The sequence below is a fragment of the Arsenicicoccus cauae genome (assembly GCF_009707125.1).
Classification (GTDB): Bacteria; Actinomycetota; Actinomycetes; order Actinomycetales; family Dermatophilaceae; genus Arsenicicoccus; species Arsenicicoccus cauae.
The window spans coordinates 17,620-41,411 of record NZ_WLVL01000040.1 but is presented as its reverse complement, the minus strand read 5'-3'; the positions used below and the strand labels follow the sequence as shown (position 1 = coordinate 41,411).

Annotated in this window: 22 protein-coding genes; 11 read left to right on the top strand and 11 right to left on the bottom strand. The window is 73.4% G+C overall.

Annotation, left to right across the window (positions count from 1 at the left end; genetic code table 11):
• Window position 1: 1 nt before the first annotated feature.
• Window positions 2–1,126 carry a molecular chaperone DnaJ gene (gene dnaJ / locus GGG17_RS12255; protein ID WP_311966652.1) on the bottom strand — a complete coding sequence of 375 codons (1,125 nt, stop codon included), beginning with the start codon at window positions 1,124–1,126 and terminating at the stop codon, window positions 2–4.
• A gap of 147 nt (window positions 1,127–1,273) precedes the next feature.
• The gene (gene hrcA, locus GGG17_RS12250; RefSeq protein WP_154594007.1) at window positions 1,274–2,329 is read right to left on the bottom strand and encodes a heat-inducible transcriptional repressor HrcA; all 1,056 of its coding nucleotides are present in this window, start codon (window positions 2,327–2,329) and stop codon (window positions 1,274–1,276) included.
• Between the two features lie 141 nt (window positions 2,330–2,470).
• Here hrcA and GGG17_RS12245 point away from each other — a divergent pair, with 141 nt between their 5' ends.
• The gene (locus GGG17_RS12245) at window positions 2,471–3,376 is read left to right on the top strand and encodes a DUF3097 domain-containing protein (RefSeq protein ID WP_311966651.1); all 906 of its coding nucleotides are present in this window, start codon (window positions 2,471–2,473) and stop codon (window positions 3,374–3,376) included.
• The gene (locus GGG17_RS12240; protein ID WP_311966650.1) at window positions 3,369–4,328 is read left to right on the top strand and encodes an NUDIX hydrolase; all 960 of its coding nucleotides are present in this window, start codon (window positions 3,369–3,371) and stop codon (window positions 4,326–4,328) included. Before GGG17_RS12245 ends, GGG17_RS12240 begins: the two co-directional genes overlap by 8 nt.
• Window positions 4,329–4,340: 12 nt before the next feature.
• Here the strand turns inward: GGG17_RS12240 and GGG17_RS12235 are convergent, their stop codons facing one another.
• Complete coding sequence (locus GGG17_RS12235) at window positions 4,341–5,789, bottom strand: DHA2 family efflux MFS transporter permease subunit (RefSeq protein WP_154594004.1); 1,449 nt, start codon at window positions 5,787–5,789, stop codon at window positions 4,341–4,343.
• Between the two features lie 171 nt (window positions 5,790–5,960).
• Here GGG17_RS12235 and nadA point away from each other — a divergent pair, with 171 nt between their 5' ends.
• Genes nadA through nadC form a run of 3 tightly spaced genes read left to right on the top strand, consistent with a single transcriptional unit; the run spans window position 5,961 to window position 9,404 of the window.
• Entirely contained in the window at window positions 5,961–6,938 is a 978-nt protein-coding gene (gene nadA, locus GGG17_RS12230; protein ID WP_311966649.1) for a quinolinate synthase NadA, read from the top strand.
• Window position 6,939: 1 nt separating this feature from the next.
• A complete protein-coding gene (locus tag GGG17_RS12225) occupies window positions 6,940–8,529 on the top strand; it encodes an L-aspartate oxidase (RefSeq protein WP_195849228.1) in 1,590 nt (529 codons plus the stop codon).
• Window positions 8,526–9,404 carry a carboxylating nicotinate-nucleotide diphosphorylase gene (gene nadC / locus GGG17_RS12220; RefSeq protein ID WP_154594001.1) on the top strand — a complete coding sequence of 293 codons (879 nt, stop codon included), beginning with the start codon at window positions 8,526–8,528 and terminating at the stop codon, window positions 9,402–9,404. The genes GGG17_RS12225 and nadC overlap by 4 nt, the downstream gene beginning before the upstream one ends.
• On the opposite strand, the gene GGG17_RS12215 is transcribed toward nadC, so the two are convergent.
• The 3 genes from GGG17_RS12215 to GGG17_RS12205 all read right to left on the bottom strand — a co-directional run bounded on the left by GGG17_RS12215 (window position 9,397) and on the right by GGG17_RS12205 (window position 12,797).
• Entirely contained in the window at window positions 9,397–9,909 is a 513-nt protein-coding gene (locus tag GGG17_RS12215; protein ID WP_154594000.1) for a DUF4870 domain-containing protein, read from the bottom strand. The two genes, nadC and GGG17_RS12215, sit on opposite strands and share 8 nt — an antisense overlap.
• A 350-nt stretch (window positions 9,910–10,259) precedes the next feature.
• Entirely contained in the window at window positions 10,260–11,486 is a 1,227-nt protein-coding gene (gene hemW / locus GGG17_RS12210; protein WP_154593999.1) for a radical SAM family heme chaperone HemW, read from the bottom strand.
• Window positions 11,487–11,738: 252 nt separating this feature from the next.
• The gene (locus GGG17_RS12205; RefSeq protein ID WP_154593998.1) at window positions 11,739–12,797 is read right to left on the bottom strand and encodes a YeiH family protein; all 1,059 of its coding nucleotides are present in this window, start codon (window positions 12,795–12,797) and stop codon (window positions 11,739–11,741) included.
• An 85-nt stretch (window positions 12,798–12,882) separates the two neighbouring features.
• Between GGG17_RS12205 and GGG17_RS12200 the strand changes: the two genes are divergently transcribed.
• Genes GGG17_RS12200 through GGG17_RS12190 form a run of 3 tightly spaced genes read left to right on the top strand, consistent with a single transcriptional unit; the run spans window position 12,883 to window position 15,562 of the window.
• Window positions 12,883–13,779, top strand: coding sequence for a LysR family transcriptional regulator (locus tag GGG17_RS12200; RefSeq protein WP_154593997.1), 897 nt, complete (start codon window positions 12,883–12,885; stop codon window positions 13,777–13,779).
• An 18-nt stretch (window positions 13,780–13,797) separates the two neighbouring features.
• On the top strand, window positions 13,798–14,661 hold the full coding sequence (locus GGG17_RS12195) for a GNAT family N-acetyltransferase (protein WP_154593996.1): 864 nt from the start codon (window positions 13,798–13,800) through the stop codon (window positions 14,659–14,661).
• 40 nt (window positions 14,662–14,701) lie between these two features.
• On the top strand, window positions 14,702–15,562 hold the full coding sequence (locus GGG17_RS12190) for a GNAT family N-acetyltransferase (protein ID WP_154593995.1): 861 nt from the start codon (window positions 14,702–14,704) through the stop codon (window positions 15,560–15,562).
• Window positions 15,563–15,613: 51 nt separating this feature from the next.
• Here the strand turns inward: GGG17_RS12190 and trmB are convergent, their stop codons facing one another.
• The 3 genes from trmB to GGG17_RS12175 form a co-directional block, all read right to left on the bottom strand.
• Window positions 15,614–16,381 carry a tRNA (guanosine(46)-N7)-methyltransferase TrmB gene (trmB, locus tag GGG17_RS12185; protein ID WP_311966648.1) on the bottom strand — a complete coding sequence of 256 codons (768 nt, stop codon included), beginning with the start codon at window positions 16,379–16,381 and terminating at the stop codon, window positions 15,614–15,616.
• On the bottom strand, window positions 16,378–18,246 hold the full coding sequence (gene lepA, locus GGG17_RS12180; RefSeq protein WP_154593994.1) for a translation elongation factor 4: 1,869 nt from the start codon (window positions 18,244–18,246) through the stop codon (window positions 16,378–16,380). The genes trmB and lepA overlap by 4 nt, the downstream gene beginning before the upstream one ends.
• Before the next feature lie 388 nt (window positions 18,247–18,634).
• Window positions 18,635–19,837: an MFS transporter gene (locus GGG17_RS12175; RefSeq protein WP_154593993.1), complete on the bottom strand. Its 1,203-nt coding sequence runs from the start codon at window positions 19,835–19,837 to the stop codon at window positions 18,635–18,637.
• Window positions 19,838–19,910: 73 nt separating this feature from the next.
• Between GGG17_RS12175 and GGG17_RS12170 the strand changes: the two genes are divergently transcribed.
• On the top strand, window positions 19,911–20,474 hold the full coding sequence (locus GGG17_RS12170; protein ID WP_230082950.1) for a type II toxin-antitoxin system PemK/MazF family toxin: 564 nt from the start codon (window positions 19,911–19,913) through the stop codon (window positions 20,472–20,474).
• An 86-nt stretch (window positions 20,475–20,560) separates the two neighbouring features.
• Here GGG17_RS12170 and rpsT read toward each other — a convergent pair whose 3' ends face one another.
• Entirely contained in the window at window positions 20,561–20,824 is a 264-nt protein-coding gene (rpsT, locus tag GGG17_RS12165) for a 30S ribosomal protein S20 (protein WP_288798994.1), read from the bottom strand.
• Between the two features lie 204 nt (window positions 20,825–21,028).
• Between rpsT and GGG17_RS12160 the strand changes: the two genes are divergently transcribed.
• On the top strand, window positions 21,029–21,613 hold the full coding sequence (locus tag GGG17_RS12160; RefSeq protein WP_154593990.1) for a dienelactone hydrolase family protein: 585 nt from the start codon (window positions 21,029–21,031) through the stop codon (window positions 21,611–21,613).
• Window positions 21,614–21,640: 27 nt separating this feature from the next.
• Here GGG17_RS12160 and holA read toward each other — a convergent pair whose 3' ends face one another.
• Window positions 21,641–22,621, bottom strand: a complete 981-nt coding sequence (gene holA / locus GGG17_RS12155; protein ID WP_311966647.1) for a DNA polymerase III subunit delta — start codon at window positions 22,619–22,621, stop codon at window positions 21,641–21,643.
• A gap of 214 nt (window positions 22,622–22,835) precedes the next feature.
• On the opposite strand from holA, the gene GGG17_RS12150 reads away from it, so the two are divergent.
• A complete protein-coding gene (locus tag GGG17_RS12150) occupies window positions 22,836–23,723 on the top strand; it encodes a phosphatidylinositol-specific phospholipase C/glycerophosphodiester phosphodiesterase family protein (protein WP_154593989.1) in 888 nt (295 codons plus the stop codon).
• Window positions 23,724–23,792: the final 69 nt, after the last annotated feature.

Genomic DNA, 23,792 nt, shown 5'->3' with positions numbered 1-23,792 from the left:
CTCAGCGGAAGGCGTCGCGGAGCTTGCCGAGCAGCCCCTTGTCGAGCGAGGTGGCGTGCCCGTCGGGGTTCTCCTCGCCACGCAGCTCGGCCAGCTCGCGCAGCAGCTCCTCCTGGCGCGAGTCGAGACGGGTCGGCGTGGTGACGTTGAGGTGCACGACGAGGTCGCCTCGACCGCCGCCGCGCAGGTGGGTGACACCGAGGTCGTCGAGGGTGACCGTGTCGGCGGACTGCGTCCCGCGCCGCACGTGCACGTCGGCGGCGCCGTCGAAGGTGTCCAGGGTGATCGTCGAGCCGAGGGCCGCCGCCGTCATCGGCACGTCGAGCGTGCAGTGCAGGTCGTCCCCGTTGCGCTGGAAGGTCGGGTGGGGCGACACGACCACCTCGACGTAGACGTCGCCGGGCTGCCCGCCGCCGGGGCCGACCTCGCCCTCGCCGCGCAGCTGGATGCGGGTGCCGGTGTCGACGCCGGCTGGGACCTTGATGGACACGGAGCGGCGGGTGCGCACGCGGCCCTCCCCCGAGCACTCGAAGCAGGGGTTGGGGATCACCGTGCCGTAGCCCTGGCACACGCCGCAGGGCCGGGAGGTCATGATCTGGCCGAGGAAGCTGCGCTGGACCTGCTGCACCTCGCCGCGGCCCTGGCAGGCCGAGCAGGTCTGGGGGGAGGTGCCGGGCTGGCACCCGTCGCCGTGGCAGGTGCTGCACTCCACGGCCGTGTCGAGGGTGAGCTCGTGGGTGTCGCCGAAGACCGCGGTGCGCAGGTCGACGTCGGCGCGCACCAGGGCGTCCTGGCCGCGGCGGACGCGCGAGCGCGGGCCCCGACCGCCCGCGGCCCCCGCGCCGGCGCCGAAGAACTGGTCCATGATGTCGCTGAACGTGAAGCCCTGCCCGAAGCCCGCCGCCCCGGCGCTGGCATAGGGGTCGGCGCCCATGTCGTAGGCCTGCTTCTTGGCCGGGTCCCCGAGGACGTCATAGGCCTGCGACACCCGCTTGAACTCCTCCTCGGCCTCCGGGCCGGGGTTGACGTCCGGGTGCAGCTTGCGGGCGAGCTTGCGGTAGGCCTTCTTGATCTCTTCGGCGCCGGCGCTGCGGTCGATCCCGAGGGCTGCGTAGTAGTCGTTCACGAAAGTCCTTGCCTGACAGAGTGGTTGGCCTGGTTCACGGTAGTCACGATGGTGGCTGAGCCGGTCGGGTCGGCTGGGCCGGTCGGGTCGGCTGGGCCGGTCGGGTCGGCTGGGCCGGTCGAGTCGCTGACCGCCGGCCGGCGGTGGCTAGCCACCGAGCGACCGGGAGACGTATGCCGCGACCGCCCGCACGGCCGCCATCGTCGTGGGGTAGTCCATGCGCGTCGGGCCGAGCACCCCCAGCCCGGCCACGAGGTCCGGCCCGGCGCCATAGCCGGTCGAGACCACCGAGGTGGACACGAGGCCGGCGTGGGACAGCTCGCTGCCGATGCGCACCGAGACGAGGTCGGAGGCGTCCATGGCGGGGCGGGCGGGGTCGTCGTGCATGGCGTCGATGAGGCTGAGCAGCACGACGTGCTCCTCGAGGGCCTCGAGCACGGGGCGCAGCGACGTTGGGAAGTCGCCCGAGCGGCGCGCGAGGTTGCTGGTGCCGGCGATCACGACCCGCTCCTCGCGCTCCTCGACGACGAGCTCGGCCAGGGCCGTGGTGACGGCCTCGACCGCCTCGCGGTCAGCCACGGCAAAACCCTCGGACAGCCCGGCGAGCGCCCGCGCAACCTCGGTGAACGGCCGACCCGCGGCCAGCGCGTTGAGGCGCCCGCGCAGGTCGAAGGCCAGGCGCTCGCCGTCGGCATCGCCCAGGTCGCGGCCCACGTCGACGACCCGCTGCTCGACCCGGCCGGTCGTGACGATGAGCACGACCATGAGGCGCGGCCCGCCGATGGGCACGAGCTCGATGTGGCGGACGGACGAGCGGGTGAGCGAGGGGTACTGCATGACCGCGACCTGGTGGGTGAGGCTGGCGAGCAGCCGCACCGTGCGGTCCACGATGTCGTCCAGGTCGACCGACCCGGCGAGGAACTCGGCGATGGCCGCACGCTCGGGGGCCGACAGGGGCTTGACCTCGGACAGCTGGTCGACGAAGAGCCGGTAGCCCGCGTCGGTGGGGATGCGCCCGGCGCTCGTGTGCGGGGCGCAGATCAGGCCCTCCTCCTCGAGCGCGGCCATGTCGTTGCGGACCGTCGCCGCGCTCACGCCCAGCTGGTGGCGATCGAGCAGCGCCTTGGACCCGACGGGCTCGGAGGTCGCGACGTAGTCCTGCACGATGGCTCGCAGGACCTGCAGGCGGCGTCCGTCGCTCATCGTCGACCTCCTCTCTTCCGGCGGTTGGCACTCAGGCATGCCGAGTGCCAATTCTACGCCGGGTGGCGCGCCACGACGAACTCCGCCGGTCCTGCGGCTAGCCTTCAGCACCGTCCGGCGACGCAGCAGCGAGGAGACCCCGTGGTGGACCGATACGGAACCGACGTCCTGTCCGGCGACTGGAAGGCCCCGCGCCGGGGGCGCTCGGAGGCGGTCCCCGCCACCCGCGGCCTGGTCGTCGAGGACGTCGAGTCCGGCTGGGTGGGCGCCGTGGCCCGGGTCGAGAAGGCCGGCGGCGTCCACGTCGTCCACCTGGAGGACCGCAAGGGGCGGACAAGAGGCTTCGAGCTGGGCCCCGGCTTCTGGGTCGACGGCCGCCCGGTCACCCTCGTCCCGGACACGAGCGGGAGCGACGCCCGGCTGGCCGAGGCCCGCCAGGCCGCCTCGCGCACCGCCTCGGGGTCGGTCGCCGTCGCCGGGGCCCCTGCCCGCGTGGCCACCGGGTCGCGCCTCTTCGTCGAGGGCCGCCACGACGCCGAGCTGGTGGAGAAGGTCTGGGGCGACGACCTGCGCATCGAGGGCGTGGTCGTGGAGCTGCTCGACGGCGTGGACGACCTGGCCGCGGTGATCAAGGACTTCGCCCCCGACCGTGACCGCCGCATGGGCGTGCTGGTGGACCACCTCGTGCCCGGCACCAAGGAGGCCCGGATCGTCGAGGAGGCGCGCCGGGTCCCCGGCTACTCGCGGTTCGTCAAGGTCCTCGGCCACCCGTACGTCGACGTGTGGCAGTCGGTGCGTCCCGAGCGCCTCGGCCTGCAGCAGTGGCCCGTCATCCCCCGCGGCACCTCGTGGAAGCACGGGATCTGCGCCCACCTCGGCTGGCCGCACCGCTCGCAGGCGGACATCGCCCGCGCGTGGAAGCAGATCCTCGGTACCGTGCGTACGTACGCCGATCTGGAGCCGACCCTGCTGGCAAGCGTCGAGGAGCTGATCGACTTCGTCACCGTCCCCCTCGAGGATGACCAGCAGGAGGTTGTGCGTGCCTGAGGAGCAGGAGCCGCTCGCCGTCGAGCTGGTCGCCGTCGTGGTGGCGGTCCTGTCCGGGCGTCCCCGCGTCCTCACGGCTCCCCCGCCCGCCCCCGGCATACCGGCCCTCCCTGCCGGCCCCCTCGAGGCTGGCCAGCCGTCCCTGCAGGCCGGCCTGCGCTCCTGGGTCACCTCGCAGACGGGCCGACAGCTCGGGTATGTCGAGCAGCTGTACACCTTCGCCGACCACGACCGCGGGCTGGACGACACGCGTGGCCGCCGGATCTCGATCTCCTACCTCGGGCTGACGACGGACGACGCGCCGGAGCAGGCCCGGGCCGCCCAGCCGGGAGCCTCTGCCTGGCACGACGCCTATGCCCTGCTCCCCTGGGAGGACCAGCGCGGCGGCACCCGTCTGGTCGACGAGGTGATCGCCCCCCAGCTGACGCACTGGGTCGGCGCGGCCGGGTCCCCCGCCGACCGGACGGCCCGGCGGCACCGCTGCGACCTGACCTTCGGCCGCGGCGGGCACGCGTGGCTGCCCGACCTGGCGCTGCAGCGCTACGAGCTGCTCTACGAGGTCGGTCTGGTCCCCGAGGCCCGCGAGGCCTGGCGCCTGCCGGACGACGACCTGGTCCCCGGGGAGCCGATGATCGGCGACCACCGCCGCATCCTCGCGACGGGTCTCGCGCGGCTGCGCGCCAAGATCCAGTACCGCCCGGTGGTGTTCGAGCTCATGCCGGCCGCGTTCACGCTCGGTGAGCTGCAGGGGTGCGTCGAGGCGCTCGCGGGCCAGGCGCTGCACAAGCAGAACTTCCGCCGCCTCGTGGAGCAGCAGGCCCTGGTCGAGGAGACGGGGTCGGTGTCGTCGGGCACCGGCGGCCGCCCGGCGCGGCTCTACCGCTTCCGCCGCTCCGTGCTCGACGAGCGTCAGGTGGCGGGCACCAAGCTGCCGGCCCTGCGCACCCGGTGACGCCACGCGGTCCTAGGACCGCGGGGTGCGCACCAGGGTCGAGGCGCCGAGCGCCAGCACGGCGAGCACTGCTCCCACCGCGAAGCCGCCCTGGACCCCGCTCGTCAGAGCGCCCGCCGCCGATGCGCCGCCGGCCGCCGCCCGCGCCGTCACGGAGGTCATGACGGCCACCGTCGTGGCCGTGCCCGCCGCGGCCCCGACCTGCTGCAGCGACCCGAGGATCGCCGAGCCGTGGGGGTACAGGTGCGGCGGCAGCACGCCGAGCGAGGCGGTGAACACGGGGGTGAAGACGAGCGCCAGCGACACGCTGATCAGGACGTGCAGCGCCAGCACGCCCCACGGCGCCAGGACCGGTGCGAGCAGCGCCAGCATGACCAGCCCCGCGACGAGGCCGGCAGCGCCGGGGACGACGAGGCGGGGAGCGCCATACCGGTCGTAGGCCTTGCCCACCTGCGGGCCGAGCAGCCCCATGGCCAGTCCCCCGGGGATCATCAGCAGGCCGGTGGTGAGCGAGGACAGCCCGCGCACCTCCTGGAGATAGATGGGGAGCAGGATCACGGTGCCCATGAGCCCCATGAAGCACAGGACCATCAGGACCAGGCCGATGGTGAAGGTGCGGTGGGACAGGGTGCGCAGGTCGAGCAGCGGGGTCCCGTGGCGCTGCAGGACGAGCTGCCGCCAGGTGAACGCGCCCATGGCGACGAGCCCGACGAGAAGGCACCCCCACGGTGGCAGGCCCGAGGACGCAGCGCCGGGGGACGCACCCTCGCCGAGGCCGCTGAGCCCGTAGACGAGACCCCCGAAACCGACGGCGGACAGCGCGAGGCTGACCAGGTCCAGGTCGCTGTGCCCGGGCTCGGCGACGTCCACGAGGGCGCGGAGCCCGACGACCAGCGCGCCGACGGCGATCGGCAGCACCGCGGCAAAGATCAGCCGCCACGAGCCGAGCTGCAGCAGCAGCCCCGAGACCGCCGGCCCCATCGCGGGCGCCACCGAGATCACGAGGGTGACATTGCCCATGACCCTGCCGCGCCCGTGGGCGGGGACGAGGGTCATCAGCGTCGTCATGAGCAGCGGCATCATGATCGCGGTCCCGCAGGCCTGCACGACCCGGCCGCCGACCAGCACGCCGAAGGTGGGGGCGAGCAGGCAGGCGGCCGTGCCGACCGAGAACAGCGTCATCGCGAGGCCGAAGGTGCGCCGGGTCGCGAGCCGCTCCATGAGCCAGCCGGACACGGGGATGACCACGGCCATGGTCAGCATGAAGACGGTGGACAGCCACTGGGCGGTGGACGCGGTGACGTCCAGCTCGCGCATGAGGCGCGGGATCGCGTTGGTCATGATCGTCTCGTTGAGGATCACGACGAAGGTCGCGAGGACGAGCACGGTGAGGATCGTCCGGGTGCGGGCGCGGTCCACGTCGGGCGCGGGTGTCGCCTGGGCGGGGGCGTGGGGCTGCATGCGGGGTCTCCGGTCGTATGACGTGCGGTGGGGGCCTCCCCGGAGCGTCGTCGACGGGGTCGCTGCTCCATGGTCGCGCACCGGGGGTGGCCAGCCAACTCGGTTGTCCCCGGATGCGTTATGCTCACCGTCAGCATTTTCTTCTGCTCACGTCTAGCACAAGGGGTCATCGTGTCGCAGATCCTGCCCGACACCACCGCGCTCTACGACCGGGTCCGCCATCACGTGCTGCCCGCCGAGTGGGCGCTGATGACGCCCGACGTGGAGGCGATCTGGCGGCTCAAGGCCGAGCGGGACGCGGTCGTCCTCGCGCACAACTACATGACCCCCGAGATCTACGGCGGGGTCGCCGACATCACCGGGGACTCGTTGGCCCTCGCACGCGAGGCGCAGGAGGTCGACGCCGAGGTCATCGTCCTGGCGGGCGTGCACTTCATGGCCGAGACGGCCAAGCTGCTCAACCCCACCCGCACCGTGCTGATCCCCGACCTGCGCTCGGGCTGCTCGCTGGCCGAGTCGATCACCGCCGACCAGGTGCGGGCGCTGCGGGCCGCCCACCCGGGCGTCCCCGTGGTGACCTATGTCAACACCTCGGCGGCGGTCAAGGCCGAGTCCGACATCTGCTGCACCTCCGGCAACGCGACCCGGGTGATCGAGAGCCTCGGCACCGACCGGGTCATCATGCTCCCGGACCAGCACCTGGCCCGCAACGTCGCCCGCCAGACCGGCGTCGAGGTCATCACCCACCCCGGCGCGTGCGAGGTGCACGAGCGCTTCACCCCGCACGACATACGGCAGATCCGCGCGGACCACCCCGGGGTGGTGGTCATGGCCCACCCCGAGTGCCCGACCGAGGTCGTGGACGAGGCGGACCTGTCTGGGTCCACCGCCGACATGACGAGCTTCGTGGCGCGCGAACGCCCCGCGCGGGTCGCCCTGATCACCGAGTGCTCCATGTCCGACAACGTCGCCGCGGCGCACCCCGACGTGGACTTCGTGCGCCCCTGCAACCTGTGCCCGCACATGAAGCGCAACACCCTGGCCGCGATCCGCCGCTCGCTGCAGACCCTGACCCACGAGGTGACGATCGACCCCGCGGTGGCCGACCGGGCTCGGGCTGCCGTCGAGCGGATGCTGGCGGTGGGCTGAGGTGGCCCCCTCCTCGTCCACGCTCAGCACGCCCGGCACCCTCGGGACCCTCGGGACCCTCGAGATCACGTATGCCGAGGGCCCGGTCGTCGTCGGGGCCGGGCTCGCGGGCCTGCTCGCCGCCACCGCCCTGTCCCCCGTTCCCGTCACGGTCATCAGCCCCGCACCGCTCGGCGTGGACACCTCGACGGGGTGGGCCCAGGGCGGCATCGCGGCGGCCGTCGGGCCCGACGACGACCCCGCGCTGCACGCCGAGGACACCCTGCGCGCCGGCGCGGGCCTGTGCGACCCCGAGGTGGTCCGCTCGGTGACCGACGCCGGGCCCGAGGCGATCTCGTGGCTGCTGGCGCTCGGCGCGAGGCTCGACCGTGGGCCGGACGGCGCCTTGGCACTCGGTCTGGAGGGAGCGCACTGCCGCCGCCGCGTGCTGCACGCCGCGGGGGACGGGTCGGGCGCGGAGCTGCTCCGCGTGGCCGTCGCCGCGGCGCGGCGGACGCCGTCGGTCACCGTCGTCGAGGGCGTACGCGCCGTGCGTGTGCTCACCGACGCCCACGGGGTGGCCGGGGTGCTCGCCGAGGGCGCGGGTCCGCGCCGCGTGGTCGCCACCCGGTCCGTCATCCTGGCGACGGGTGGCCTCGGCGGCCTCTACGCCCACACCACCAACCCGCTCGCGTCCCGCGGGCAGGGACTCGCCCTCGCGGTCCGCGCGGGCGCCGTCGTGCGCGACGTGGAGCTGGTGCAGTTCCACCCCACGGCCCTGGACGTCGGGCTGGACCCGATGCCCCTCGTCTCCGAGGCCGTGCGGGGCGAGGGCGCCACCCTCGTCACCGCTTCGGGGGCGCCGGCGGTCACCGACCCCCTCGCCGCCCGCGACGTCGTCGCCCGCGCCCTGTGGGCGGCCCGCCAGGCAGGGCACGCGACCTGCCTGGACGCGCGCGCCACGCTGGGCCCGCGCTTCGGGGACCACTTCCCGGCGATCGAGTCCGCCTGTCGCGCAGCGGGTCTGGACCCTTCGGTCGACCTGCTGCCGGTCCGGCCGGCCGCGCACTACGCCATGGGCGGGGTGCTGGTCGACGCCGCGGGTCGCACCACCGTGCCCGGCCTGTGGGCCGTCGGCGAGTGCGCCTCGACCGGGCTGCACGGGGCCAACCGGCTCGCCTCCAACTCCCTCCTGGAGGCGACGGTCTGCTCGCGGCGCCTCGCGGCGACCCTGCGCGACGAGCTCGCTCGCCCCGGCGGCCCGCAGGTGGGGCCCGCCGCTCGCCGCGACCTGATCGCGAGCGCCCGCGGCGCCGGGTCCGCCCCGCAGGCCACCGATCTCGCGCTGCTCCGGTCCACGCTGGAGGCGGCCGCCGGCGTCCTGCGCGACGCCCCCGGGCTGCAGCGGGCCCTCGGCATACTGGCTCCCCTGGCCGCGCACGACGACGACGCGCTCGTCGCCGCCCTGGTCTGCCGAGGCGCCCTGCAGCGCACCGAGTCCCGTGGTGCGCACACCCGCACCGACCACCCCGCCACCGGCGAGCCGCAGCACACCCTGCTCACCCTCGCCGACGTCACGACCCCCACCCTCACCGACAAGGAGGCCTCATGAGAGCGCTGCCGGACATCCTGCTCGAGCCCGTCGTCCGCGCCGCCCTGCTCGAGGACCTCGGCCGCGCCGGCGATCTCACCACCGACGCGACCATCCCGCCGGACGCCACCACGACGGTCCGGCTCGTCGCCCGGGACGCGGGCGTCGTGGCCGGCACCGACCTGGCCCGGCTGGCGTGGACCCTGCTCGACCCGCGCATCGAGGTCCGGATCGACCGCGGCGACGGGTCCCGCGTCGCGCCCGGCGACGTGATCGGCGAGGCCACCGGCCCCGCACGCGGGCTGCTCACCGCGGAGCGCGTCGCGCTCAACCTCCTCGGCCACCTGTCCGGGATCGCCACGGCGACGGCCGAGCTCGCCGACGCGGTGTCCCACACGCGGGCCCGCGTGTGCTGCACCCGCAAGACCACGCCGGGGCTGCGCGCCCTCGAGAAGCACGCGGTGCGGGCCGGCGGCGGGGACAACCACCGCTTCGGCCTGGACGACGCGGTGCTGATCAAGGACAACCACGTGGCGGTCGCCGGGGGGATCACGGCCGCCGTCACGCGGGTCCGCGCGGAGGTCGGTCACCTGGTCAAGGTCGAGTGCGAGGTCGACACGCTGGACCAGCTGCGGGAGCTGCTGGAGGTGGGCGCCGACGCGGTGCTGCTCGACAACATGACGCCCTACCTGCTGCGGGAGGCGGTCCGCCTCGTCGACGGGCGCCTGGTCACCGAGGCCTCGGGCGGGGTCGACGCCACCACGATCGTGCCCATCGCCGAGGCGGGGGTCGACCTCATCTCGGTCGGCCGCCTCACCCACAGCGCGCCGGTCCTCGACATCGGCCTGGACATCGACCCCGACATCGGTCCCGACGCGCCGCCGGCGGTTACCTGATGATCCGCCAGGTGAACGGGTAGCTGTAGGGCTCACCCGCCGCCACCTTGATCGCCGCGAGCCCGTGGACGACCAGTGCCGCGAGCGGGATCAGGCCGGCCAGCCAGATGGTGACGAAGCCGACCAGCACGAGCATGAGCGGCAGCGAGATGAGGATGACCGCCACCGTGGCGATCCAGACGGTGATCTGGAAGTTCAGCGCGTCGATCGCGTGCTCCCGGACCGCGCGGCTGCGTCCGCCGCCCATGAGCAGGACGATCAGCGGGCCGAAGAAGGTCATGCCGCCGAGCAGCACCGACGCGATCGGCGACCAGTGGGCCGCGCAGACGAGCTGCCGCTCGTACTCCGGGTTCAGCGGCGCGTTGTTGCCGTAGACCGGCTGGCCCTGCTGCGGGTGACCGCCCTGCTGGTAGCTGCCCTGCGGGCTCGCGCCCTGACCGCCCGGGCCGGCCTGCGGGTAGCTCGGGATCTCGCGGTCGTTGCGGTGCTGGTCGTCGGTGCTCATGGTCCCCTCCGTGTGGTTCGTGCTCGATGTGGTTCGTGCCCGATGTGGTTCGTTCTCGACGCGGCGGCCTGCCGCTCGACCCTTCGGACTCCAGTCTGCCCAGGTCGGATCCCTGCCGGCCCTCCGAACCCACCCTGACCGGACCCTGATCCCACCCTGGCCGGACCGGCCTCAGCCGTCCCGCCACTCACCAGGGCCTCGCGGTGGAGGCACTCGGGGGGTGATCGTCACGTCCTCGCCGGACTCGGCGCGCATCACGACGTCGGCCAGGTGCGCGCCTCGCTGATGGTCAGCTCCATGGCAGGACTGTGCCTCGACGTGCACAGTGCCGGTCCCCGTCTCGCTGGCAGTCACACGCCGAGGAGGCGGCGCACCACGGTGTCCGCCAGCAGGCGTCCGCGCAGCGTGAGCACCAGGTGGCGGTCGCGCAGGGCCGCACCCCCGTCGACGAGACCGTCGGCGATCAGCCCCGCCACCGCCTCCTGGCCGGGCTCGTCCAGCTCGTCGACCGGGAGCCCGTCCACCAGCCGCACGCCGAGCAGCACCCGCTCGTCGTACTGCTGCTCGGCGCTGAGGAGCTCGCGGGCCGCCGCGGGTGACTCGCCAGCGCCCAGGCGCGCGGCATAGGCGCTCGGGTGCTTGACGTTCCACCAGCGGACGCCGCCCACGTGGCTGTGCGCGCCCGGCCCGGCACCCCACCAGTCCCCGTCGCTCCAGTAGCCGATGTTGTGCCGACACCGGTGATCCTCGCCCCGGGCCCAGTTCGAGACCTCGTACCACCCGTAGCCAGCCGCCTGCAGGAGCCCGTCGGCCAGCTCGTACTTGTCGGCCTCGTCGTCGTCGCTCGGCAGCGCGATCTCGCCGCGTCGCACCTGGGCCGCCATCCTGGTGCCCTCCTCGACCACCAGGGCGTACGCCGAGACGTGGTCGGGCTCGAGCGCGATGGCGGTCTCCAGCGAGGTGCGCCAGTCCTCCAGCGACTCGCCGGGAGTGCCGTAGATCAGGTCGAGCGACACGTCGAGCCCGTGCTCGCGGGCGCCCTTGACGGCACGCTCGACGTTGAGGGGGTCGTGGGTGCGGTCGAGGGTCCGCAGGACGTGCGGGACGGCGGACTGCATGCCGAGGCTGACCCGCGAGAACCCCCGGGCGGCGATCCAGTCCAGGTAGTGCTCGTCCACGGTGTCGGGGTTGGCCTCGGTCGTGATCTCGACGTCGCCGGCGTAGCCGAACCGCTCGCCGATGCCCTCGACGATCCGGGCGAGGTCCTCGGCCGCGAGCATCGTGGGGGTGCCGCCGCCGACGAACACCGTCTCGACGGCCGGCGCGTCCTCGCCGAGCACCCGCTTGGCGAGGTCCAGCTCGGCCAGGACGGTGTCGGCGTAGGACGCGACGCTCGCGCCCGGCGTGCCGAGCTCGGTCAGCGTGTAGGTATTGAAGTCGCAGTAGCCGCAACGGACCCGGCAGAACGGCACGTGCACGTAGATCCCGAACGGGCCCAGCCCCAGACGGTCCAGCGCGGTGCTCGGGAGCGAGCCGTCGGAGGGGGCGGGCTGACCATCGGGCAAGGCGCTCGGCATACGGCCCATTGTGTATGACGACCGCGCCCGCCCTCGTGAGGCGGCCGCCGGGCGGCGCGGCTCTGCCAGGCTCGACGCGGCAACGGCACCCAGCCACACCTGCTCCCTCGTCCGCCGGAGCCTGAGAGGGCACGAACGGCTCCTCCACCGTGCCGTGGACAACCAACACCGCCCTCTCACCACGCACAGCCGCCTGGGGCGAGGTCCTCCCCCGATGCCTGGTCGCCGGTCGCCGCTGGTGTGGTGGGCCGGTCAGGTGGTGAGGGTGACGCCGGCGAGGCAGACCAGCGCCACCGTCACGGTCGACAGCGCCGCCAGCACGAACGGCCGGGCACCGACCTGCCTCACGAGCGCGAGCCGGACGCCGCACCCGAGGGCGAACATCGCCGCCGTGAGCAGCATCGTCTGCAGCAGGCGAGCGCCGTCCAGCACCGGGGCGGGCAGCGGCAGGACGGACCGGACGACCACCATCGCCACGAACCCCAGGACGAACGCCGGCACGAGCGGCGGCAGCCGACCGCCGCCGGACCCGACCGCCGACACGTCCGCGGCCAGCGCCCGGCGTCGCCGCCAGGAGATCGCCGCCATGACGGGAGCGAGCATCAGGACCCGGGTGAGCTTGACGACGACGGCGGCCGCGAGCGCGCCTCCCCCGAGGGCGCCGCCCGCGGCCACGACCTGGGCGACCTCGTGGATCGAGCCGCCGGCCCACAGACCTCCGGCATACGGGCTCAGGCCGAGGGCGCCGACGAGCAGCGGGACGACGGGGATCATCACGGTGCCGCACACGACGACCAGGGCGACGGCGGTCGCGACGTCCTCCTCGTCGGCGTCCACGACCCCGTCGACAGCGGCCACGGCGGCGGCGCCGCAGATGGAGAAGCCGCAGGCCACGAGCAGCGTGAGCCCGGCCGGGACCCCGAGGAGCCGTCCATACCCGAGCGTCGACGCGATCCCGAGCCCCACCACGGCGACGACCACGGCGATCATCCCCCAGCCGAGCCCGAGGATCTGCCCCAGCACGACCTGCAGGCCGAGCAGCACGATCCCGGCACGCAGCAGGGGCTTGGCGGCGACGGCCAGCCCGGGCGCGAGCGTGGCCGGCAGGGGCACGGCGTTGGCCAGGATGGCGCCGAGCAGGATCGCGACGAGCAGCGGGGACATCACGGGGGCGACGTGGTTGACCAGGAGCGCCAGCGCGACCGCGACCGCGCAGAGAGCGAGCCCGGGTAGCGGTCGAGCGGGGCTGACGCGGGGTGGGCGTCCGGCGGGGGTGGCCGCCGGGGTGGCGCGGCTCGCTGCGGTGGTCATGGTGCCACCCTCCCCCGCGCGGACGGGTGAGCGGCAGCCCCCAGCGCTGCACCCCGTCATATCAGCGTGATATGACGTGGGGGTGATGCCCGACCTCAAGGCCCTCGAGCTGCTCGTCGCCGTGCACGACGAGGGCAGCCTCGGTGCCGGTGCCCGCGCCGTCGGCATGGCCCAGCCCAACGCCTCGCGCCTGGTCGCGAGGCTCGAGCGGGACCTGCAGCAGCGCGTCGTCGTCCGCCGCCCGCAGGGCGCGCAGCTCACGCCGGTCGGGGTCATGCTCGTGGAGCATGCCCGCGAGATCCTGGCCGCCACCCGCCGCCTCGAGCGGGCCATCGACGCGCTCCAGGGACAGACCATCCCCGAGCTGCGGCTCGCCGCGTCCCTGACCGTCGCCGAGCACCTCGCCCCCACCTGGCTGACCGAGCTGCGCCGCCGCCACCCCCGGCTGCTCGCCAGCATGACCGTCGCCAACTCCACCGTGGTCGTCGACCAGGTCCGCCGCGGGGTGGTGGAGCTGGGCTTCGTCGAGGGGCCCGAACCCGCCGCAGACCTACCCAGCACGGTGGTCGCGCGAGACGAGCTCGCCCTCGTCATCGGGGTGGACCACCCGTGGATGGACCGCACCTCTCCCGTCGGCGCCGCCGAGCTGGCCGGCACCCCGCTCGTCACCCGCGAGCGCGGCTCGGGGACCCGCGAGGCCCTCGACGCGGCTCTCGCCCCGCTCGAGCCGTGCCGCCCGGCGCTGGAGCTGTCGAGCAACGCGGCCGTGCGGGCGAGCGCCGTCACCGGGACCGCCCCCGCCGTCCTCAGCCTGCTGGCCGTCGCCGACGCCGTGCACGACGGCCACCTGGCCGTCGTGCCGACCGAGGGCTTCACCCTCGAGAGACAGCTCCGGGCCGTATGGCGCCGCGACCCGCTGCGAGGTGCCGCCGCCGACCTCGTGTCGATCGCCGCGCGGACCGGGCGCGCACCTCTCCCCTGACCTGAGAGGGTGGGTCCCATGGCGCACCCCGGCCCCATCACCGTCCACGTCACCGGCGACCCCGACGAGTTCCTCCGCGACGCGGGGGACCTCCTGGAGTCCGAGCCCGTCGTGCACTCGATCCTCGCCAGCAACGTGCTGCTGGCCCGGCGCCACCCGGGGCGGATCCCCGACCCGTGGTGGATCGAGCTACGACGAGGCGCCCGGGTCGTCGGGGTGGCCATGCACACGCCCCCGTATCCCCCGCACCTGCCGCTCTCCTCGCCGGTGCTGGCCGTCGCGGTCGCCCGCGAGCTCGCGGACCGGGGGCGTCCCGTGGACGGCGTCGGCGGGCTGCGCGACGGGGCAGTCGCGTTCAGCGACTGGTGGTGCGCCGAGAAGGACCTCGACGCCGACGTCGTGATGGACCTCGGGATGTACGACCTGCCCCGACCGGCGCGCCTGCCCTTCGCCGTCGCGGGAGGGCTGCGGGCCGCCATCCCGGCAGACCTGGACCTTGTCCGCGGCTGGCTGCAGGACTTCCACCGCGAGACGCACGGGCCGAGCGCCCCGCCGGCCCCGGACCCCTCGCCGCACGTCCTCGAGGGCCGCACCGCGGTGTGGGAGGTGGACGGCCGACCGGTGTCGATGTGCTACGCCACGGCGCCGTCCGGCGGGGTCACCCGGATCAGCGGGGTGTGGACGCCCCCGGGCGAACGAGGACGGGGCTACGCCAGCGCCGTGGTCGCCACGTGGTCACGGCACCAGCAGCAGCTCGGCCTGCGGTGCATGCTCCTCACCGACCTCGCCAACCCCTCGAGCAACGGCATCTACCAGGCGCTCGGCTACCGCCGGATCGGGGACAGCGTGACCCTCGCCTTCACCAGCGAGCGCTCCGGCTGAGGGTGGGCGGCCGCCGCGGTCACGTGACACAGTGGCCCTCATGCAGCGGGGCACGACGAAGGGCATCACGGTGGCGCGCACCACCGCTGGTCGTGACTTCCAGCAGGTGTCGGCGCCCCGCGTCGCGGCCGCCCCGGTGATCCACTCGGTCGTGGCGACCACGCTCGCCCACGCGCTGGAGTCCCCCGCGGACTACCCCGACGCGCGGTGGTACTGGGCCAAGCGCGACGGCCGGGTCACCGCCCTCGCGATGCACACACCCCCGCGGCCCTTCCACGTGGCGACGGTCGACACCCACGTCGCGCGCGCGTTCGCCCGCCGGGTGCTGACCGACGGGTTGCAGGTCGAGCGGATCGGCGGGCTGGTGACCGGGGCACTCGCGTTCGCCGAGACCCTCGCCTTCGAGACCGGCGGGCACATCCGCGTGGTGCGCCGCGAGGGCATGCACGACCTCCCGCGCCCACCACGCCACCCCGAGGGCGTCCCCGGCGAGCTGCGACCGGCGCGCGAGTCCGACATCCCCCTGCTCGACGCCTGGGCCCGGGCCTACCTCGACGAGACCGGCACGGAGGCGCCACCGCGGTTCCCGTTGCAGCAGTGGGTCGCACGCGGCGACATGCAGGTCTGGGAGGCCGCTGGCGGGGCCGTCTCGATGGCCCACGCGTCGCGTCCGCACGGCGGGGTCTCGCGGATCTCGTGGGTCTACACCCCGCCCGAGGAGCGCGGGCAGGGGTATGCCGCCACCACCGTCGCCGCGGTCAGCGCCCGCCAGCGGCGCGCCGGCCACCGGTGCCTGCTCTACACCGACCTGGACTCGCCCGCGTCCAACCGCCTCTACCAGCGCGTCGGCTATCGCCGCGTCGGCGACTCGTGCGTCCTGTCGCTCACCCGCGTCCGCTGACCCCGCCCCCCTCCCCCGACTGGTCACCCGCACGTGACCAGTCGGCGAGGGTCAGCGGCGACGATAGGTGAGGTCGTGGATCGAGCGGCCGGCGGCGATCCCCCGCCGCTCGAAGCGGGTCATCGGCCGCACGTCGAACCGCTCGGCCTCCCCACCCTCAAGGTCCGGGTGCGCGTCCAGCACCTCCCGCATCGACTCCGCGTAGTCGGACCAATCCGTCGCCAGCCGCCACAGCCCGCCCGGCTCCAGCACGCGCGCCACGAGCGAGGCGAAGGCCGGTTGCACGATCCGGCGCTTGTGGTGCTTGGTCTTGGGCCAGGGGTCGGGAAAGAAGGTCCACACCTCGCGCACCGACCCTGGCGGCAGCAGCGTCTCGAAGGCCGGCACCGCGTCCGCCTCCAGGAGGCGGACGTTGGTGAGGCCGCGAGACCCCACCTTGCGGAGCATGTCGTACAACCCCGGTCGGTAGACCTCCAGGGACAGCAGGTCGTGGTCGGGGTAGGCCGCCGCGCCGGCCACGGTGGCGTCGCCGGATCCTGCGCCGACCTCCACGATCAGCGGGGCGACCCGGCCCCAGACGGCGGCGGGGTCCAGGCGGGCGGCCGGGTCCACGTCGGTGCGCGCCGCGTCGCGGGGGACCTCGAGCAGGTAGGCGTCGCCATACCGCTGCAGGGCCCGGGCGTCCTTGTCCTGCAACCGGGCATCGGTCCGCGCGAAGCTCACGATCCGGCGAGCGCCCTTGTGGGGCAAGGGCTCCCCCAGCCCGACGGTGTAGGCACGCTCCGCGGGGTCGCCCTCCTGCGGGAGCGGCTCGGTCACTTCTTGCCCTTGGCCTTGCCGTCCCCGCCGCCGTCGCTGGACAGCGCGGCGATGAAGGCCTCCTGCGGCACCTCGACGCGGCCGACCATCTTCATGCGCTTCTTGCCCTCCTTCTGCTTCTCGAGCAGCTTGCGCTTGCGGCTGATGTCGCCGCCGTAGCACTTGGCGAGCACGTCCTTGCGGATGGCGCGGATGGTCTCGCGGGCGATGACGCGCGAGCCGATCGCGGCCTGGATCGGCACCTCGAACTGCTGCCGCGGGATGAGCTCGCGCAGCTTGCCGGCCATCATCACGCCGTAGGAGTAGGCGGCGTCCTTGTGGACGATCGAGCTGAAGGCGTCGACCTGCTCGCCCTGCAGGAGGATGTCGACCTTGACGAGATCGGCGAGCTGGTCGCCGTCGGGCTCGTAGTCGAGCGAGGCGTAGCCGCGGGTCTTGGACTTCAGCTGGTCGAAGAAGTCGAAGACGATCTCGGCGAGCGGCAGCGTGTAGCGCATCTCGACGCGCTCCTCGGACAAGTAGTCCATGCCGCGCAGGGTGCCGCGCTTGGACTGGCACAGCTCCATGATCGCGCCGATGAAGTCGCTGGGCGCGAGGATCGTGGCGCGCACGACGGGCTCGCGCACGTCGGCGATCTTGCCGTCGGGGAACTCGCTGGGGTTGGTGACCTCGACGAGCCGGCCGTCGTCCATGGTGACCTCGTACTCCACGTTGGGCAGCGTCGAGATGAGGTCGAGCCCGAACTCCCGCTCGAGCCGCTCGCGCACGATCTCCAGGTGCAGCATGCCGAGGAAGCCGACGCGGAAGCCGAAGCCCAGCGCCGCCGACGTCTCGGGCTCGTAGACCAGCGCGGCGTCGTTGAGCTTGAGCTTGTCCAGGGCGTCGCGCAGCAGCGGGTAGTCGGTGCCGTCGATCGGGTAGAGACCGGAGAAGACCATCGGCCGCGGGTCGCGGTAGCCGCCGAGCGCCTCGGCCGCGGGCTTGGCCTGGTTGGTGATCGTGTCGCCGACGCGGGACTGGCGCACGTCCTTGACCCCCGTGATGAGGTAGCCGACCTCGCCGACGCCAAGACCCTGCGAGGGCATGGGCTCGGGCGAGATGACGCCGATCTCGAGCAGCTCGTGGGTGGCGCGCGTCGACATCATCTGGATGCGCTCGCGCGGGTTGAGGTTGCCGTCGATGACGCGGACGTAGGTCACCACGCCGCGGTAGGTGTCGTAGACCGAGTCGAAGATCATCGCGCGAGCGGGGTTGTCCGCCTCACCGGTGGGCGCCGGCAGCTGCCGGACGATCTCGTCGAGCAGCTCCTCGACGCCGACGCCGGTCTTGCCGGACACCTTGAGCACGTCGGACTCGTCGCACCCGATGAGCCCGGCGAGCTCGGCGGCATACTTGTCCGGCTGCGCCGCCGGCAGGTCGATCTTGTTGAGCACCGGGATGATGGTGAGGTCGTTCTCCATCGCGAGGTAGAGGTTGGCGAGGGTCTGCGCCTCGATCCCCTGGGCCGCGTCGACGAGCAGCACCGCGCCCTCGCAGGCCGCCAGGGAGCGGCTCACCTCGTAGGTGAAGTCGACGTGCCCCGGCGTGTCGATCATGTTGAGGCAGTAGGTCTCCAGGCCACCGTCGGCGCCCTCGAGGGCCCAGGGCATGCGGACGGCCTGCGACTTGATGGTGATGCCGCGCTCGCGCTCGATGTCCATCCGGTCGAGGTACTGCGCGCGCATGGCCCGCTCCTCGACCACGCCCGTCTTTTGCAGCATGCGGTCGGCCAGCGTGGACTTGCCGTGGTCGATGTGGGCGATGATGCAGAAGTTGCGGATCAGCTCCGGTGGCGTCGCGTGGGGCTTCAACGCGGTGGTGGCCATGGGAGACACGGGGCGACTACCTCAACTTGGGGTCCGGGGAGCACAGGGCACGGTCAGCGACCCAGTCTCCCACAGGTCGACCGGCCCGTATGCCGGGCGGCCGACCCCGTCGCGGGCCACTCCCTGCCGCCGCGGCTCCCGCCCGTGCACGACCGTCACCGCGGGCCCGTCAGCCGCTGGAGGAGCTCTCCTCCTTGGCGCGGATCAGGTCCAGCGCCACCACCGCCCCGACGACGGCGACACGGAGGTTGACCGGCACCCCCGTGTTGAACGACACGACGTAGCGGTGGCGACCGAGCAGCCCAGCGCCGCAGATGGACGCGCGACTCCTTCGACCGCGCGCACTCGTGGCGCAGGACGGGGCGGCGCCCCCCGACAAACCCTCTGATCAGGCCGAACGGCGTTGGAGCACGGCGCTCCAGGCGGTGACGGCGAGGCCCAGGACGGCGAGCACCACCCCGACGCGGCTCGGCCACGCATACCCCCAGCCGGCCGCCAGGACCAGCGACCCGAGCCAGGCGCCGAGGGCGTTGGCGACGTTGAGCGTCGAGTGGTTGAGCGCGGCCGCCAGGGACTGCCCTTCGTGGGCCACGTCCATCAGTCGGGTCTGCAGCATCGGGACGAGCATGCTCGGCAGCATCCCGAGGACGAACGTGGCGGCGAGCCCGACCACGGCATACGGCAGGAGCAGGGCGTAGACGGCGAGCAGGATCGCGATCAGCACCAGGAGCACGGCGATGCCGCGGAGGATGCCGTGCCGCGCGACCCGCCCCGCCACCGCCGCGCCCGTCGTGGACCCGATGCCGTAGAGCGACAGGATCCACGGGACCGTGCTCGCCGACCAGCCACCGAGCTGCTGCAACGTGGGTGAGATGTAGGCGTACGTCGAGAACATCCCCCCGAACCCGACCGTCCCGATCGCCAGCGCCAGCCACACCTGCGGGCGACGCAGCGCCGTGAGCTCGGTGCGGACCGAGGCCCCGGGGTTGCCGGGCTGGTGCGGCACGAGCGTCGAGACGGCGGCCATCGTCACGAGCCCGAGGACCCCCACCACGGCATAGGACTGCTGCCAGCCGAGCACCTGCCCGAGCCAGGTCGCGGCGGGGACGCCGACGATGTTGGCGACGGTCAGCCCCATGAGGACGTTGGAGACCGCCTGGGTGCGGCGCCGGTCGTCCACGAGCGACGCGGCGACCAGCGAGGCGATCCCGAAGTAGGCGCCGTGCGGCAGCCCCGCCAGGAAGCGCACCAGCATCAGCGGCCAGTAGCTCGTGACGAGCAGGCTCGCCAGGTGCGCGACGGCGAACAGCGCCATCAGCGCCACCAGCACCCGGCGTCGTGGCAGACGCGATCCGAGGACCGCCAGCGTCGGCGCGCCCACGACGACGCCCAGCGCATAGGCCGAGATGAGGTGTCCCGCGGTCGGGATGTCGATGCCGACGCCCCGGGCGATCTCCGGCAGCATCCCCATCGATGCGAACTCCGTGGTGCCGATGGCGAATCCGCCGACGGCGAGGGCCAGGATCGCCAGCCCCGCGTGGCGGCGGGATGCCTGGTGCGGGGGCGCGGCGAGCGGGCTGGCGGGCGGCATACCGGAGCTCCTGGACGTCGGCGAGGGTGGGGGGATGCGGCTCGACGCCCTCGGCAAGCGCTACCGTCCCACTATGGCATCACTCGGCAGGAGACTCGTCCATGCGCTCGCCGGTGCCGTCGTCGATGCGGCCCGCCGTGCCGGGGACGAGCAGCGCGGGCGGACGGGCAGCCGACGGCGCTCTCCCTCCCCCTCCCCTTCGCCGTCCCCCTCCCCTGAGCCGGAGACCAGGCCGTATGCCGGGGACTTCGACGGGGTGCCGGAGATGACCTACGCCCCCGTGGCCGATGACCTCCCGGACCCGGGCGAGGTGGTGTGGGCGTGGGTGCCCTACGAGGAGGACCACGCGAGGGGCAAGGACCGTCCGGTGCTGGTGGTGGGCCGACGCGGTGCGCTGCTGCTGGCGCTCCCCCTCACGAGCAAGGACCACGATCGCGACGCGGCGCAGGAGGCCTCGCAGGGTCGCTACTGGTGCGACATCGGCTCGGGGGCCTGGGACTCGCGCGGGCGACCGAGCGAGGTGCGCGTCGACCGGGTGCTGCAGCTCGACCCGGCCACGGTGCGCCGGATCGGGGCGACGCTGTCACGCGAGAGGTTCGACGAGGTGGCTGCAGCCGTACGCGCTCTGCGCGCCTGACGCCGCGCTGCGTCACACCCCCGCAGGCATGCCGAAGGGCCGCCACCCGAGGGTGACGGCCCTTGCGCAGGCTGGGTGTCGCAGGCTCAGCCGAGCTTGCCGATGGCCTTGGCCATGGCCGACTTCTTGTTGGCGGCCTGGTTCTTGTGGATCACGCCCTTGCTCACGGCCTTGTCCAGCTTGCGGGAGGCGTCGCGCAGGGCGACGGTGCTCTCCTCGACGTTGCCGGTCTCGACCGCGGCGCGGAACTTGCGGATGAAGGTGCGCAGCTCGGACTTGTACGCCTTGTTGCGCTCGGTCCGGGCGTTGTTGGTCTTGATCCGCTTGATCTGGGACTTGATGTTTGCCACGAGAATCCTTCTGTGTGTCAGGTCGATCATTGCCGTTGAGGGCGGCAGCCGTCCTCGGGACCGGGCGTGGGGCACCCGTGGGATGAGGGGCGGCTGGGTGGTGCTGCGTTGCGCGCACGACCTAGGCGCGCACGCAAGGACCAACGTTACCAGAGTTCGGGCCACCTCCTGGCCGGTCGGCGGCGGGCCGACTACGGTCGGAGCATGGCCACCGTAGCCCTGTTCCCCAGCGTCCTCGGCGTCCGCGCCGGCATCTACGACTTCGCGGACCGGCTGCGCGCCGTCGGGCACGACGTGCGCATCCTCGACTACCTCGACGGCCGCACCTTCGAGACCTACGACGAGGGCATGGAGGCCGCGAAGGAGCACGACGACAAGGTCGTGCTGGGTCACGCGCTCAAGCTCGCCAAGGACGGCGTGCCGCCAGGGATGGTGGTGGCGGGCTTCTCGATGGGCGCGGCGATGGCGGAGCACGTCGCCCTGCAGATGCAGGCCCGCGGCGCGATCCTGGTCGGCGGCGCGGCGGCCACGCGGTGGTTCGGCGACAGGACCTGGCCCGCGGACTGCCCCGTGCAGGTGCACCACAAGGCCGAGGACCCCTTCTTCGAGCCGGACGAGGCGCAGGAGGCCCTGGCGTCGTTGCGGGCGGGCGGGGCCGAGGTCGAGGACTTCGCCTACGACGGGGCCGGGCACCTGTTCAACGACCAGGGCCTGACGCAGGAGTACGACGCCGCCGCAACCGAGCTCATGATGCAGCGCGTCATCGACTTCCTGGAGGAGGTCGACTGACCCCCTCCGTATGCCGGCAGGCCCGCCTCAACGGCCGCCGTGACGCTCCCTGGCGATGGTGAGGATCGCTCGCTCCACGGCATACACCGGGTCGCGTCCGCCGCCCTTGACGTCGTAGTCCGCCTGGGCCACCGCCTGGATGCACCGCCCGAGCGCTTCACCGTCCCAGCCGGACAGCTCACGGCGCGCCTTGTCGACCTGCCACGGTGCCATGCCGAGCGAGCCGGCCAGCTGGCCCGAGGGGCCGCGACCCGCCGAGCCGACCTTGACGAGCTGGCGCAGCTTCATGGCGAGGACGGCGACGATGGGCACCGGGTTGTCCCCCCCGGCGATGGCGTGCCGCAGCAGGCGCAGGGACTCGGCGGCGTTGCCGGCGATCGCAGCGTCGGCGACCCGGAAACCGGTCGCCTCCACGCGCCCCGCGTAGTAGGTCGAGACGACACCCTCGTCGATCGTCCCCGTGGTGTCCTGGACCAGCTGTGAGCAGGCCGCCTCGAGCTCGCGGACGTCCTTGCCCACCGCCTCGACGAGGGCCCGCACCGCGTCGGGGGTGGCCTTGCGCCGGGCGGTGCGGAACTCGTTGGTGACGAAGCTCGCCTTGTCGGCGTCGCTCTTGATGGCCGGGCAGTCGATCACCCGGGCGCCGGACTTCTTGAGGGTGTCCAGAACCTTCTTGCCGCGGTTGCCGGACTTGTGCGTGACGATCAGCCACACGTCGTCGGGCGGGGTCGTGCCGAGGTGGGTGAGCAGGTCGGTCTGCAGCGCGTCGGTCGCCTCGTCGAGGTCGCGCACGACGATGGCCTTGGCGTTGCCGAACAGCGACGGGCTCGCGTGCATCGGCAGCTCGCCGCCCTCGTAGGCCGCCCCCTGGAGCGGGACGGTCTCGAGGTCGGGGTGCAGCCCCTTGATCTCGGCGATGGTCGAGCGCAGCGCCCGATCGGCGAGCACCCCCTCGGGCCCGGCGACGAGGACGAGCGGCGGGATGCGCGAGGTGGGGGCGGCGGTCACGGCATACAGCCTGCCACGACCCACCGACAACCCCGCGGGCTCAGGTCGCCGTCGACGCAGCCCGCGCGCCACGCCTCACCGCACCGCACCTGTCTCACCCTGCAGCACGAGACGCCCTCACCGCCAGGCCTGGCGGCCCACCCGTCGGCGACTCGTGCCCTGGCGTTGGGGCGATGTTTGCCCCCTGTTGCCCGGGCGGCGGAACCCTTGGCGCATGCGAATCCCCCTGCGCGCCATGCTCGTCGCCCTCGTCGCGGCGCTGCTGGCTCTCACCGCCACCACGATCACCCCCTCCGTCTGCGCCCAGGCCGCGCCGAAGCCCCGCCCCGGCGACGTGCAGCCCCTCGAGCGCGCGCACGCGCACAACGACTACGAGCACGACCGCCCCCTGCTCGACGCCCTCGACCACGGCTTCACCAGCGTCGAGGCCGACGTGTGGCTGGTGGACGGCGACCTCTACCTCGGGCACGACGCCCCGGACCTGTCGCGCCGCTTCGAGGACGAGTACCTCCGTCCCCTCCTGCGCCGCGTCCAGCACAACGCCCACTCGGTCTACCGCGGCGACGACGGCCGGTTCCGGCTCTACGTCGACGTGAAGTCCGGCCCGCAGACCTGGGCCACCCTCGAGCGCATCCTCGCGCGCTACCCCCAGCTCGTCACGACCTGGCGCGACGGCCGCCGCACCGCACGTCCCGTCGAGGTCGTCGTCTCCGGCGACCGGGACCTGGCCGCGATGCAGAGCGCTCGCGTGCGACGTTCGGCGTATGACGGCCGCCTGACCGACCTGCGCTCGGGGCGTTCGGCGGAGCTGATGCCGGTCGTGAGCGACAACTGGACCAAGACCTTCACGTGGCAGGGCGTGGGCCCGATGCCCGAGGCCGAGCGCGCGAAGCTGCAGGACATCGTCGCCACGGCGCACCGCGCGGGCTACGAGGTGCGCTTCTGGGCGACCCCGGACCTGCCCGGCCCCGCACGCCACGCCGTGTGGCGCGAGCTGGTCGCGGCTGGTGTCGACCAGATCAACACCGACGACCTGGCGGGTCTGCAGGCCTTCCTGCTGGCCAACGACCCGACGGAGACGCAGACGCACCGCGCCCGCTGACCCGCGCCGCGCCTCACCGCGCCGCACCCGTCTCACCCTGCAGCACGAGACGCCCTCGCCACCGGCGCC

Excerpts from the sequence above, each read along its gene's own strand:
- hrcA (WP_154594007.1), bottom strand. The coding sequence starts at position 2,329 with ATGAGCGACGGACGCCGCCTGCAGGTCCTGCGAGCCATCGTGCAGGAC.
- GGG17_RS12235 (WP_154594004.1), bottom strand. The coding sequence starts at position 5,789 with ATGCAGCCCCACGCCCCCGCCCAGGCGACACCCGCGCCCGACGTGGAC.
- nadC (WP_154594001.1), top strand. The coding sequence starts at position 8,526 with ATGAGAGCGCTGCCGGACATCCTGCTCGAGCCCGTCGTCCGCGCCGCC.
- GGG17_RS12215 (WP_154594000.1), bottom strand. The coding sequence starts at position 9,909 with ATGAGCACCGACGACCAGCACCGCAACGACCGCGAGATCCCGAGCTAC.
- hemW (WP_154593999.1), bottom strand. The coding sequence starts at position 11,486 with ATGCCGAGCGCCTTGCCCGATGGTCAGCCCGCCCCCTCCGACGGCTCG.
- GGG17_RS12205 (WP_154593998.1), bottom strand. The coding sequence starts at position 12,797 with ATGACCACCGCAGCGAGCCGCGCCACCCCGGCGGCCACCCCCGCCGGA.
- GGG17_RS12200 (WP_154593997.1), top strand. The coding sequence starts at position 12,883 with ATGCCCGACCTCAAGGCCCTCGAGCTGCTCGTCGCCGTGCACGACGAG.
- GGG17_RS12195 (WP_154593996.1), top strand. The coding sequence starts at position 13,798 with ATGGCGCACCCCGGCCCCATCACCGTCCACGTCACCGGCGACCCCGAC.
- GGG17_RS12190 (WP_154593995.1), top strand. The coding sequence starts at position 14,702 with ATGCAGCGGGGCACGACGAAGGGCATCACGGTGGCGCGCACCACCGCT.
- lepA (WP_154593994.1), bottom strand. The coding sequence starts at position 18,246 with ATGGCCACCACCGCGTTGAAGCCCCACGCGACGCCACCGGAGCTGATC.
- GGG17_RS12175 (WP_154593993.1), bottom strand. The coding sequence starts at position 19,837 with ATGCCGCCCGCCAGCCCGCTCGCCGCGCCCCCGCACCAGGCATCCCGC.
- GGG17_RS12170 (WP_230082950.1), top strand. The coding sequence starts at position 19,911 with ATGGCATCACTCGGCAGGAGACTCGTCCATGCGCTCGCCGGTGCCGTC.
- GGG17_RS12160 (WP_154593990.1), top strand. The coding sequence starts at position 21,029 with ATGGCCACCGTAGCCCTGTTCCCCAGCGTCCTCGGCGTCCGCGCCGGC.
- GGG17_RS12150 (WP_154593989.1), top strand. The coding sequence starts at position 22,836 with ATGCGAATCCCCCTGCGCGCCATGCTCGTCGCCCTCGTCGCGGCGCTG.